The sequence below is a fragment of the Thauera sp. genome, assembly GCF_047601425.1.
Classification (GTDB): Bacteria; Pseudomonadota; Gammaproteobacteria; order Burkholderiales; family Rhodocyclaceae; genus Thauera.
In genome coordinates, this window is the sequence record NZ_JASGJL010000001.1 from 2,894,334 (window position 1) to 2,905,708 (window position 11,375).

12 protein-coding genes are annotated in these 11,375 nt (G+C 64.1%); 7 read left to right on the forward strand and 5 right to left on the reverse strand.

Features of this window, described 5'->3' with window-relative positions:
- Genes waaC through QM748_RS14055 form a run of 5 tightly spaced genes read left to right on the forward strand, consistent with a single transcriptional unit; the run spans window position 1 to window position 4,721 of the window.
- A complete protein-coding gene (waaC, locus tag QM748_RS14035; RefSeq protein ID WP_415247544.1) occupies window positions 1-1,191 on the forward strand; it encodes a lipopolysaccharide heptosyltransferase I in 1,191 nt (396 codons plus the stop codon).
- On the forward strand, window positions 1,191-2,327 hold the full coding sequence (locus tag QM748_RS14040; RefSeq protein WP_415247545.1) for a glycosyltransferase family 4 protein: 1,137 nt from the start codon (window positions 1,191-1,193) through the stop codon (window positions 2,325-2,327). Before waaC ends, QM748_RS14040 begins: the two co-directional genes overlap by 1 nt.
- Window positions 2,324-3,148: a lipopolysaccharide core heptose(I) kinase RfaP gene (gene rfaP / locus QM748_RS14045; RefSeq protein WP_415247546.1), complete on the forward strand. Its 825-nt coding sequence runs from the start codon at window positions 2,324-2,326 to the stop codon at window positions 3,146-3,148. The genes QM748_RS14040 and rfaP overlap by 4 nt, the downstream gene beginning before the upstream one ends.
- Window positions 3,145-3,279, forward strand: coding sequence for a hypothetical protein (locus tag QM748_RS14050; protein ID WP_415247547.1), 135 nt, complete (start codon window positions 3,145-3,147; stop codon window positions 3,277-3,279). Before rfaP ends, QM748_RS14050 begins: the two co-directional genes overlap by 4 nt.
- A complete protein-coding gene (locus QM748_RS14055; RefSeq protein WP_415247548.1) occupies window positions 3,276-4,721 on the forward strand; it encodes a lipopolysaccharide kinase InaA family protein in 1,446 nt (481 codons plus the stop codon). Before QM748_RS14050 ends, QM748_RS14055 begins: the two co-directional genes overlap by 4 nt.
- A 36-nt stretch (window positions 4,722-4,757) precedes the next feature.
- On the opposite strand, the gene QM748_RS14060 is transcribed toward QM748_RS14055, so the two are convergent.
- Window positions 4,758-5,033 carry a type II toxin-antitoxin system RelE/ParE family toxin gene (locus QM748_RS14060; protein WP_415247549.1) on the reverse strand — a complete coding sequence of 92 codons (276 nt, stop codon included), beginning with the start codon at window positions 5,031-5,033 and terminating at the stop codon, window positions 4,758-4,760.
- Entirely contained in the window at window positions 5,033-5,227 is a 195-nt protein-coding gene (locus QM748_RS14065) for a hypothetical protein (protein ID WP_415247550.1), read from the reverse strand. Before QM748_RS14065 ends, QM748_RS14060 begins: the two co-directional genes overlap by 1 nt.
- Window positions 5,228-5,458: 231 nt before the next feature.
- Here QM748_RS14065 and QM748_RS14070 point away from each other — a divergent pair, with 231 nt between their 5' ends.
- Complete coding sequence (locus QM748_RS14070; RefSeq protein WP_415247551.1) at window positions 5,459-6,127, forward strand: toluene tolerance protein; 669 nt, start codon at window positions 5,459-5,461, stop codon at window positions 6,125-6,127.
- 56 nt (window positions 6,128-6,183) lie between these two features.
- Here QM748_RS14070 and msbA read toward each other — a convergent pair whose 3' ends face one another.
- Window positions 6,184-7,971, reverse strand: a complete 1,788-nt coding sequence (msbA, locus tag QM748_RS14075) for a lipid A export permease/ATP-binding protein MsbA (protein WP_415247552.1) — start codon at window positions 7,969-7,971, stop codon at window positions 6,184-6,186.
- Between the two features lie 155 nt (window positions 7,972-8,126).
- Here msbA and QM748_RS14080 point away from each other — a divergent pair, with 155 nt between their 5' ends.
- The gene (locus QM748_RS14080) at window positions 8,127-9,392 is read left to right on the forward strand and encodes an O-antigen ligase family protein (protein WP_415247553.1); all 1,266 of its coding nucleotides are present in this window, start codon (window positions 8,127-8,129) and stop codon (window positions 9,390-9,392) included.
- Here QM748_RS14080 and QM748_RS14085 read toward each other — a convergent pair.
- Window positions 9,334-10,242 carry a DUF6625 family protein gene (locus tag QM748_RS14085; protein ID WP_415247554.1) on the reverse strand — a complete coding sequence of 303 codons (909 nt, stop codon included), beginning with the start codon at window positions 10,240-10,242 and terminating at the stop codon, window positions 9,334-9,336. The genes QM748_RS14080 and QM748_RS14085 overlap by 59 nt on opposite strands.
- A 46-nt stretch (window positions 10,243-10,288) precedes the next feature.
- Entirely contained in the window at window positions 10,289-11,374 is a 1,086-nt protein-coding gene (locus QM748_RS14090; RefSeq protein ID WP_415247555.1) for a glycosyltransferase, read from the reverse strand.
- Window position 11,375: the final 1 nt, after the last annotated feature.

Sequence of the window (11,375 nt, forward strand, 5' to 3'; positions counted from 1 at the left end):
ATGCGCGTGCTGATCGTCAAGACCTCCTCGCTCGGCGATGTCATCCACACCCTGCCCGCGCTGACCGATGCCGCCCGCGCCCTGCCCGGCATCCGCTTCGACTGGGTGGTCGAAGAGGCTTTCGCCGAAATCCCGCGCTGGCATCCGGCGGTTGACCAGGTGATTCCGGTCGCGGTGCGGCGCTGGCGCAAGCATCCCTTGCAGGCCCGCCGCAGCGGTGAATGGCAGGCCTTCCGGCAGGCGATCGGCCTGCACCGCTACGATGCCGTGATCGACGCCCAGGGCCTGTTCAAGAGCGCCTGGCTCGCCCGCCACGCCCACGGCCCGCTGCACGGCCTGGACAGGCGCTCGGCGCGCGAGCCGCTGGCGAGCCTGTTCTACCGCCATCGCCATACCGTGCCCTGGGGCCGCCACGCGGTGCTGCGGGTGCGCGAGCTGTTCGCACAGGCGCTGGGCTACGCCCTGCCGGCCGATGCGACGGCCAGCCTCGGCGACCATACTCCGACGCACGACCCCTACGGCCTCGACCGCAGCCGCGTATTGGCAGGCGCCGGCCAGGCGACCAAGGATGGCGACTCACCTTACGTCGTCTTCCTGCACGGCACGACCTGGGACACCAAGCACTGGCCGGAAGCCTATTGGCGCCAACTGGCCGAGCGTACCTGCGCCGCCGGCTGGCAGGTGCGCCTGCCCTGGGGCAATGCCGCCGAGCACGAGCGCGCAGAACGCATCGCGGCCGGCCTGCCCGGCGTGCAGGTGCTGCCCCGCCTGCCGCTGGCCGGTGTCGCCGCCGAAATCGCCGGCGCCCGCGCCTGCGTCGCGGTCGACACCGGCCTGGGCCACCTCGCCGCCGCGCTGGCGGTGCCGACGGTGTCGCTGTACGGCCCGACCAACCCCGGCTTCACCGGCGCCTGGGGTTTCGGCCAGCGCCACCTGGCAGCGGATTTCCCCTGCGCGCCCTGCCTGAAGAAGCAGTGCAGCTACGTGCCGACGGCGGAGGACAAGGCGCGGCCGGATTTCGCCCACACCCAGCCGCCCTGCTTCACCCAGCTGCCGCCCGACTACGTCTGGCAGGAGCTCGCCCGGCTGCTCGAGCGGCCGGATGCTGTCGCCGGCGCCGCAGAACACAATCGATTGCGCCCGGAAGCGCCGGCACCTGCTGCCAGCCTGCCCCCCGCGGAGGCTCACTGATGCAGCTCGCCTTCTGTCTGTACAAGTTCTTCCCCTTCGGCGGCATGCAGCGCGACTTCCTGCGCATCGCCCAGGCCTGCCAGGCGCGCGGCCACGCGATCCGGGTGTATGTGCTGGAATGGCAGGGCGAGGTGCCGGCCGGCTTCGAGGTCGTGCATGTGCCGGTGCGCGCGCTGTTCAACCACCATCGCTACCGCAGATACACCGACTGGGTGCAGGCCGACCTCGCCCGCCGGCCGGCGGACCGGGTGGTGGGCTTCAACAAGATGCCGGGGCTGGACGTGTATTACGCCGCCGACCCCTGCTTCGAGGACAAGGCCCAGACCCTGCGCAACCCGCTGTACCGGCTCGGCAGCCGCTACCGCCACTTCGCCGCCTACGAGCGCGCGGTGTTCGGGCCGGACAGCCGCACCGAGATCCTGATGATCTCCAGCGTGCAGCAGCCGCTGTTCGTCAGGCACTACGGCACGCCGGTCAGCCGCTTCCACCTGCTGCCGCCCGGCATCGCCGCCGACCGCCGCGCGACGCCGAACGCGGCAGCGATCCGGGCGGAGTTCCGCAACGAGTTCAAGCTGGGCGATGAGGACCTGCTGCTGGTGCAGATCGGCTCCGGCTTCAAGACCAAGGGCGTGGACCGCAGCCTGAAGGCGCTGGCCGCGCTGCCGGACGCGCTCAAGCGCCGCACCCGGCTGATGGTGATCGGCCAGGACGATCCCAAGCCCTTCAAGCTGCAGGCCGCCACCCTCGGCCTGGGCGAGCGCGTCGACTTCCTGAAGGGCCGCAGCGACGTGCCGCGCTTCCTGCTCGGCGCCGAGCTGCTGATCCACCCGGCCTACAACGAGAACACCGGCACCGTGCTGCTGGAAGCGATCGTCGCCGGGCTGCCGGTGCTGGCGAGCGCGGTGTGCGGCTACGCCCACTACATCGAGGATGCCGACGCCGGCCGCGTCGTGCCCGAACCCTTCGTGCAGGCCCAGCTCGACCGCATGCTGGCGGAGATGCTGACCGACGGCGACGCACGCCGGCGCTGGCAGACCAACGGCCTCGCCTTCGCCGAACACGCCGATCTCTACAGCCTGCCCGAGCGCGCCGCCGACGTGATCCTCGACCTGCCGGCGACAGGGCGGAAGGCATGAGCACACTGTTCCTCGACGAACCTTTCCGCAGCCTGTGGCAGGGCCGCAACGCCTTCGAAGCAGTCGAGGCGCTGCAGGGCGAAGTGTTCCGCGAACTCGAAGGCCGCCGCACGCTGCGCACCGAAGTCGCCGGCCGGGCCTTTTTCGTCAAGATCCACCGCGGCATCGGCTGGGGCGAGATCTTCAAGAACCTGCTGTCGCTGCGCCTGCCGGTGCTCGGCGCGCGCAACGAATGGGAGGCGATCGCGCGCCTGAACGAGGTCGGCGTCGCCACGATGCGTGCCGTCGCCTACGGCGAACGCGGGTCCAACCCGGCGCGCCAGCACTCCTTCATCGTCACCGAAGCGCTGGCGCCGACGATCAGCCTGGAAGACTGGTGCCGCGACTGGGCCGAACATCCGCCGCCGCCCGCGCTCAAGCACGCGCTGATCGCCCGCGTCGCCGACATGGCGCGGCGCATGCACGAAGGCGGCATGAACCACCGCGACTTCTACCTCTGCCACTTCCTGCTGCACACCGAGCCGCCGCCCACGCCGGACGCGCTGCGCCTGTCGCTGATCGACCTGCACCGCAGCCAGGTGCGCAGCGCCACGCCGCGGCGCTGGCGCGACAAGGACTTGGCCGGGCTGTATTTCTCGGCACTGAACATCGGCCTGACCCGGCGCGACCTGCTGCGCTTCCTGCGCGATTACTTTCCCCGCCCCTTGCGCGACACCCTGCGCGAAGAAGCCCCGCTGCTGCGCAAGCTGACGCAGCGGGCGGAGAAGCTGCAGGCGCGCTACCTGCGCAAGTACGCGCCGCCGCAGGACAGGCAGCCGTGACGCAGTGGCGCCTCTGCCCCGGCTACGACACGCCCGCGCTGCGCGAGGCCTTCGGCTCGCTGGACCAGTTGACCGCCGCCGGCCAACCCGTGCGGCGGCAGATACTGGCCTACTTCGAGGGACGGGAATGACCACGCCAACCGCCCAGACCGCGAGCTCGCTGCGTGCCGCCGGGCGTGAGCCGCCGCTGCCCTTCGCAGTCACGCTCGACGATGGCCGCGAACTCGTCATGCTCCGCGTCCTGCGCATCCTGCCCAGCAAGCGCATCGTCGGCGAAGCCGAAACCGCCGGCAGCCGCATGCTGGCAAAACTCTTCATCGCCCCTGGCAGCACCCGGCACTGGCAGCGTGAACGCCAGGGCATCGAGGCACTGGCCGCCGCCGGCATTCCGACTCCCGCGCTACGGCACGCCGGCGAGCTCCACGGCGGCGGCCACGTGCTGCTGACGGACTTCCTCGCCGACGCGGCAAGCCTGTCGGACCACTGGCAAGCCGTTGCCGGCCTGCCCGCCAGTCATGCCGACGCACTCGCGGTGCTGGCACCAGCCTTCGCCATGCTCGGCCGCATGCATGCACACGGCCTGGTGCAGGACGACCTGCATCTGGGCAACTTCCTCGTCAGCGGCGGCGAGCTGATGGTCATCGACGGCGACGCAGTGCGCAGCCTCTCACCCGGGCAGGCACTGCAAGCCGACCAGGCCGCCGCCAACTTCGCCATCCTGGCAGCACAGCTGCCGGCCGGCTGGGACGAACACATCGCCCCGCTCATCGACGCCTGGCGCCAGGACGGCGAAGGCCTGCCCACGCTCGACACGGCAGCACTGCGCGAGCGCATCACCCACACCCGCGATGCGCGGCTCAAGGACTTCCTCGCCAAAACACTCCGCGATTGCACACTGTTCAAGGCGGAAAAGACTTTCGACCGGCTGACGATCGCGGTGCGTGCCGAAGCGGACGAACTCGCCGAAGTGCTGGCCGACCCGGACGCCGCCATCGCCCACGGCAGCCTGCTGAAGGACGGCGGCACCTGCACGGTGGCGAAGCTGGAGCATGGCAACCGGCCGCTGGTGATCAAACGCTACAACCTCAAGAACACCCGCCACGCGCTATCGCGGGCCTGGCGGCCGAGCCGGGCCGCGCATTCGTGGGTGGAAGGCCACCGGCTCGCCTTCCTCGGCATTGCCACACCCGCGCCGCTGGCGATGATCGAGGAACGCGCCGGCCCCTTGCGCCGCCGGGCCTGGATCATCAACGCCTGGTGCCCCGGGGAAGACCTGGCCACCCACCTCGCCCCTTACGTTGACAGCGGCCCGCCGCCTGCGGAAGCCGAGGCCCTGCGCACGCTGTTCGCCACCCTGTACCGCGAACGCATCTCGCACGGCGACATGAAGGCCACCAATCTGTTGTGGCACGACGGCCATGTCGTGCTGATCGACCTCGACGCCATGCAGCAGCACCGCAGCGCATCCTCCCACGCCCGCGCCTGGCGCCGCGACCGCGCCCGCCTGCTGCGCAACTGGCCGACGGACAGCGCGCTGTGGCGCTGGCTGGATGCCAATCTGCCGCCTGCCTGAACCGTGATTGGCAGGTTTACCTGCTGCGTTCAGAAATCAGGGATATTCCTGTCTGGCATGCAGTACGTTGAGAACCTTGATGCAGACCAGTTCAACGCGATACACAATTATGTAATTCGGATGGACGACGATTTCACGCGTGCCAAGCACCCGGCCGGGACGAAACAAATGGGGATGTTCCGGCAAAGGCCAAGTGCTTTCTCGAATGGCATCACCCAGCCGCTCTGCTGCCCAAGGGTCACGTTCACCAACGAACTCAATGATCGAGAGAAGGTCTTCCTCCGCCCGAGCGCTCCAGACCACCGGAAGCATCACGCAACCTTCTGATACTTGGCTTTCAGTTCGGCAATGCGCGCGCTCATCCGCGCCATGACTTCATCGTGCGGAATCCCCGGGCGTGGATCATCGATCGCTGCCTGCACCTTCGCACGAAACCATTTGTCATGGCTATCAGCCTGCTCCTTGGTCTCGAACTCGGATACGCGGGGATCTAGAGGGGTGCTCATGGCAAGCTCCTGAATACGGGATTGCGAGCAACACGACAATGGCGCTGCTCGCGATGCGGCGTCGAACACGGTGATCGAGCGTATCACATACGCCCAAGACCTCCAGTTCGAAGTGCAGTTCCGGAGTCCATGTCAAGAAGGATCACCGCGATTGACGGTGTTCATCAAGCTGAAACTGCCGCTTCGCCGGCATGGCGGTTAAGATGTGCCTGTAACATCCTGGTAACAGACATGTCTGACAGCGCAATCGACTACCCCACCCTGCGCGGCGACGCCGAAGTCATCGAGGCCGACGGCCACGGCGAGAAGGTGTTGCGCCATGCCGACGGCAGCTATCTCAAGATTTTCCGCCGCAAGCGGCTGCTGTCATCGGCCGCGTGGTACCCCTATGCACGCCGTTTTGCCGACAACGCCGCTGCGCTCGCCCGGCTGGACGTGCCCTGTCCGCAGGTGATTCAGCTACATCGCTTTCCTGCCATGCGCCGCGACGTCGTCCATTACCGTCCGCTGCCCGGCCTCACGCTGCGGCAGATCATCCACGGCGCGCGGCCCGGGCTCGACATCCCCGCGCTGCTCGGCCAGCTAGGCCGCTTCGTCGCGACGCTGCACCAGTACGGCGTGTTCTTCCGCTCGATCCACCTCGGCAACATCGTCCTCGGTAATGACGGCCGGCTCGGCCTGATCGACATCGCCGACATGCAGATCGGCCGCCGCCCGCTGCCGCGCTTCAAGCGCAAGCGCAATTTCGCCCACCTGCTGCGCTATCGCGAAGACCGCGCCTGGCTGATGGCCGACGGCGGCCAAGCCTTTGCCGAAGGCTATGCTGCACAAGCTGGCAAAGGTTATGAAGCAGCAGATCTGCAGGCGTGGCTGAATGCCACGGCCGGAGCTGGGCGCTGATTCGACATACGCCCAGCCAACCTGTCGCAAGCGGCTTCAGCTGTGACCGGACAGCATCAATCCACATCCTTGAACTGATGCGCATGCAAGCCGGCATAGTGGCCGCCGGCGGCGAGCAGTTCAGCGTGGGTGCCACGTTCGGCGATACGGCCGTGGTCCATCACCAGGATCAGGTCGGCCTTTTCGATGGTCGACAGCCGGTGGGCGATCACCAGCGTGGTGCGGCCGGAGGTGGCGCGATCGAGCGCCGCCTGGATGTGGCGCTCGGATTCGGTATCGAGCGCCGAGGTGGCTTCGTCGAGGATCAGGATCGGCGCGTTCTTGAGCAGCGCGCGCGCGATCGCCATGCGCTGGCGCTGGCCACCCGACAGGGTCACGCCGTTTTCGCCGATCTCGGTGTCGAAACCTTGCGGCAGGCGATCGATGAACTCCCTGGCGTAGGCCGCCTCGGCCGCGGCCTCGATGGCTTCGCGCGGCGCGCCGGCGAGGTCGCCATAAGCGATGTTGTTGGCCACGGTATCGTTGAACAGCGTCACCTGCTGGGTGACGAGGGCGATGTGGCGGCGCAGGTTGCGCAGGCGGTAGTCGCGCGAATCGACGCCGTCGATCAGGATCTGCCCTTCGCTGTAGTCGTAGAAGCGCGGAATCAGGTTGGCGAGCGTGGATTTGCCGCTGCCCGATCGGCCGACCAGGGCCACCATCCGGCCAGGCGGGATATCGACATCGATGTCCTGCAGCACCGGCTGCTCCGCGCCGGGGTAGCGGAAGTTCAGCCCCTTGATCTCGATATGCCCTTCCAATCGGTCGCGCTCGACCGTGCCCTCGTCCACTTCCGGTGCCTCGTCTAACTGCTCGAAAATGCTCTCGGCGCCGGCCACGCCGCGCTGGATGGTGGAGCTGACTTCGGACAACTGGCGGATCGGCTTGGGCAGCAGGCCGGCGGCGGTGATGTAGGCCACCAGGTCACCCGCGGTGGAATCGCCGCGCAGCAGCAGCACCAGGAACAGCACCGCCGCCATTGCGCCATAGGTGACGACCTGCAGGCTGGGCGTGAACACGGCGCCGGTCTTGACCATGCGCAGCTGTTTTTTGGTGTTGTCGACGCTGGCATGCAGGAAGCGCCCGGACTCGTATGGCTCGCCACCAAAGCTGCGCACCACTCGATAACCCTGGATGCTCTCCGACACCACATGGGTCAGATCGCCCATCGCCGCCTGGATGCGCTTGGCCTGCTTGCGAAACTTGCGGCTGGCACGCCCCACCAGCACGCCGATCAAGGGCAGCACCGCGACCATGACGAAGGTCAGTTTCCAGTTCATCCACAACAGATAGCCGAACAGGAAGATCACCGTCAGGCCTTCGCGGAAGACGACCTTGATCGCATCCGTCGCCGCCCCCGTGACCATCGTCACGTTGAAGGTGATGCGCGAAATCAGGTGGCCGGAGTTGTTCTGGTCGAAATAGCGGTTCGGCAGGCTCAACAGGCTGTCGAACAGCTTGACCCGCAAGTCGTGCACCAGCCCGAGAGAAACCCGCGCGAGGAAATAGTTGCCCAGGTAGGAGCCCACCCCCTGCCACAACGCAATCAGCACGATCATCAGCGGCACGGCTTTCATCAGCGACACGCCGTCGAGCAGTTCCCAACCCAGATCGAGCACAGCCGCCGGATCGTTTAGGCCATCGACGAAATACTTCATCACTCCGGCCAGCATCGGCTGCGACGAGGCGAAGATGACGAAACCGAGAATGCTGACCGCGAACGTACCGGTGTAGGGCCGGACGTAGGCCAGCAGGCGGAGGTAGATTCTCAGAGAAGAAGCTGAAGAGGTCTTGTCCTGCGACATATGACGCCGGGTGTTGAAGCGATGCTGCAGTCTAGCATGCGGCTGATGCCGGCCTGCCGGAAACTTGCCCCATGGGAAAAAGGCAAAGCACCCTTTTCATACATTTCACATATTGAGTGCTACACTCCGCCCACTTGAAAGGAGCGTGCCCGATCATGCACGAGAATCCAACTCCTCAACAAATTCTAGAACATATGCTCTCAGCAATGACACAGCGAAAAACTCATCTTCCGGACAGAAGTGAGAACATTTTTTTCATTCTTTCCGCAATATGGATGTCAGGGTTTTTCCTGTTGCCATTCGAAAAGCTTCACCAGCAACTGTTCCACATCTGCTTCACCCTGCCTGGCGTCTGGATTCTGCTAAAAAACAGATTCAATGCAGGAATCCCACCATCGGGAATTCTTTTTTCTTCCATGGCATACGGAGCCTGCTACATCATCAGCCAGGCATGGACACCGCCTGACAGCACCGTCGATCACCTGAGTGAGATCAAGAGAGTCATATATCTCTTCATGTTCTGGATAACATTGAACTACTGGATGAAGACGTCTCCAGAAAAAATGGCATCACTGGCAAAAGTGCTCACAGTCACCGCGCTGGCAGGTATCGTGGCCAATGGCATCATTTTTTACGGCATCGAGGGACACGGCCTTGCAGATCGATTCGTAAGTGCCGGCAAGCTATGGAACGCCCTCTGGTCCGGAGCGGCATATGGTGCTCTTGCGATACTGATATTTGGCCTGATGAACTGGAGAGATGCTGATCTGACAAAGAAGGAAAAAATCCTTTACTCGCTGGCCTTTTTGATTTTTTCTGCCGCAACAATCCTCACGCACAGCAGAGGGCCAATCGGCGCCATGTTTTTCACCTGTACAATCATATTCCTGACCTGCAAGACGAACACGAAGAGGAAAGTAGCCATATTGGCCGCAGCGACCATCCTGCTCTTAGCTCTTTTGTATGCGTCATATGATTATTTTCAGGCCAGCATTGAAAGAGGGCAAAGTTACAGATTGGAGTTATGGCAAGGCTTCTTGGAACGCGCAAGGGAACATCCCATTTTCGGCTTCGGCGCCGGCACGCAGGTTTTCATCCACGCTCCCGGAGAACTCGTCGATGGCTGGACGCACTACCACAGCGTATATGTCGGCTCCCTCGTCGAACTGGGGATCACAGGCCTGCTGCTGCATCTGGCCCTATGCTGTATCGTCATCAGGACAGGATGGAAACACCGACATGACCTTCACGCCCGCATAGCACTCATCCTGTTCATCTACACCATGATCATTGGCACCACCTTCGGCCAGGGCATCATCACGAGACAGAACGTGCAATGGGTTCTTTTCTGGCTGCCGGTCATCATCCTCGCGACATTCCCCCGCACGACACGGGCAGAGGATGAAAGCCCTCGGCACTGATGGCCCAGCATGAACGTGCCGCCAAGTCCGGCTCAGCAACCCGCTGTTCGGGGGCCAAACCTGCCCAAGGATGTCCTTTCCAGACAAGGAAATGGAGATACGGAAAATCGCGTCTGCCATCCCGATCGGTATGAAGCCGTCCATCACGCCACACCCACTGTGCTGGAAAATCGAAACTGCCATCAGTCCAGGGAATGCGCGCATAGGGGGTACTGAACGCTTCGACGAACTCGCAACGCCTGAGCATCGGGCTCAGCGCGCGGCGAAAGCGCCTCAGCGGCTCCGGCCAATTCTTGTTCTTCACGAACAGCTTGCTGAATGCCTTTTCGTCGAAGGCCCGATGCGCCGGGTCAGCCAGTGCCCTCTGCCATCCAGGCACCATCATGAATGCCTTTAGCATTTTTTGATTATTGCGTAATAAGCACAAATGCCCGGAAATCCGGGTCGCATGAGTAAACAAAAGGTCGTAGCGCCCCAGACGCTCGTCGTCGAAATAGCGGCGCAGGTTCCCGTATACCAGATCGATGTCGCCAAACCCCCAGAAATCGAAACCATCCAGACAGTCAGCATGAACAAAGCCGAGCGCAGGTTTCAGATCGCATAGCTTGTAAGGGTTCGGCGGAGCAAACTCAATACCGAGCTGCTCGGAAACCATTTCGCAATACCCGACATAGGACAGATCACGGATCTCGACATTCGGGGGGCAATTCTCCGGAGGACCGCAATCGGAGAAAAAAAGCCACTCGATGCTCGGGTTGTAGCGACAGCTCTGCAGAAAAAACGGCATCCAGAAAGGCCATTTCCCGAAATATGGAATGAGAAAACGAATTCGAGCCTGCCCCATCTTCATGCTCCACCTTAAGCACCACTACACGTTCTTTCTGCCCACACCACGATCATCCAAGCCAGGCACGCAGATGGCGAAACGCCATGAAGCACTGCCGTCCGTACTCATCGGTGAACCTCGCCGGAACATGTATACAACTGTTTGCCGGCCCCGTACTCAGGACGTCTGCGAGCACAGTCGCATTTCCCAAAGGGAAGACCCTGCCTACGCCCTCGACCACCTCGCGCCCGCCACCGCAGTCGCTACAGGCCACCGGCACGCCGGCAGCCATCGCCTCCAGCAACACCATCCCGAAGGGTTCATGGTCCGAAGTCAAGACGAACACGTCGAATGCCTTGAAATAGCGCCGCCCATTGGGCACTTGGCCGAGAAATCGCACCTGCGCTGCGATACCCAATTCATCGGCCAGCCCGCGTAGCCTCCCTTCCAGGCGACCACTTCCCATGATCGCCAGCAAGCTGCCCGCCGGCAGCCGCGGCAGCGCCTCGGCAAAACCGCGGATGAGCGTGGCCTGGTCCTTGTCCGGGTGCAGGCGGCCGACGTTGCCCACCACCCAGGCATCATGCGGCAACCCCAGCGCCTCGCGGGCCACCTCGCACGACACCTGTTCGGCCTGCACGGCACCGACATCGATCCGGTTGTACAGCGTCTGGATGCGCTCGCGGTCCCAATCCGGCAGATACGCTCGCATCTCGTCGCGCACAGCGTCAGACACACCCAGTAGCAGCATGCGCGACTGGAAACGGCTGACGAACCAGCGCCGCATGGCACGCTCGAAGACACCGAATGCGTGGAGGACACCGACCACCGGCAAACGGGTCGCCAGCAGAGCAACGTAGATTGGCTTGAAACGGTGCGCAATGCACAAACGGAAATCCCGACCAGCGACGATCTGCCGCAAGCGCCGCATCGCGCCGAGCTTGAGGCCGCGCACCTCGCGGCTGTCGTAGCCGAGAAAGATCACCTCGTCCGAAGCCGAAGCGCGCTCGACCTCCGCATCCGGCTCGCCGGTCAGGTAAACGGTGCACACCTTGTACGGCGTGCCCTCGAACAATGCCGCGTACTGGCGCGCAACGTCGAGGAAAGGGCCGTCATAGCCATGACAGAATTGCAGCACCCACGGCTGGCTGCTCATG

Bases quoted from the DNA above. Each gene is read 5' to 3' on its own strand.
- waaC (WP_415247544.1), top strand. From the start codon at position 1: ATGCGCGTGCTGATCGTCAAGACCTCCTCGCTCGGCGATGTCATCCAC.
- QM748_RS14040 (WP_415247545.1), top strand. From the start codon at position 1,191: ATGCAGCTCGCCTTCTGTCTGTACAAGTTCTTCCCCTTCGGCGGCATG.
- rfaP (WP_415247546.1), top strand. From the start codon at position 2,324: ATGAGCACACTGTTCCTCGACGAACCTTTCCGCAGCCTGTGGCAGGGC.
- QM748_RS14055 (WP_415247548.1), top strand. From the start codon at position 3,276: ATGACCACGCCAACCGCCCAGACCGCGAGCTCGCTGCGTGCCGCCGGG.
- QM748_RS14060 (WP_415247549.1), bottom strand. From the start codon at position 5,033: ATGCTTCCGGTGGTCTGGAGCGCTCGGGCGGAGGAAGACCTTCTCTCG.
- QM748_RS14065 (WP_415247550.1), bottom strand. From the start codon at position 5,227: ATGAGCACCCCTCTAGATCCCCGCGTATCCGAGTTCGAGACCAAGGAG.
- QM748_RS14070 (WP_415247551.1), top strand. From the start codon at position 5,459: ATGTCTGACAGCGCAATCGACTACCCCACCCTGCGCGGCGACGCCGAA.
- msbA (WP_415247552.1), bottom strand. From the start codon at position 7,971: ATGTCGCAGGACAAGACCTCTTCAGCTTCTTCTCTGAGAATCTACCTC.
- QM748_RS14080 (WP_415247553.1), top strand. From the start codon at position 8,127: ATGCACGAGAATCCAACTCCTCAACAAATTCTAGAACATATGCTCTCA.
- QM748_RS14085 (WP_415247554.1), bottom strand. From the start codon at position 10,242: ATGAAGATGGGGCAGGCTCGAATTCGTTTTCTCATTCCATATTTCGGG.
- QM748_RS14090 (WP_415247555.1), bottom strand. From the start codon at position 11,374: ATGAGCAGCCAGCCGTGGGTGCTGCAATTCTGTCATGGCTATGACGGC.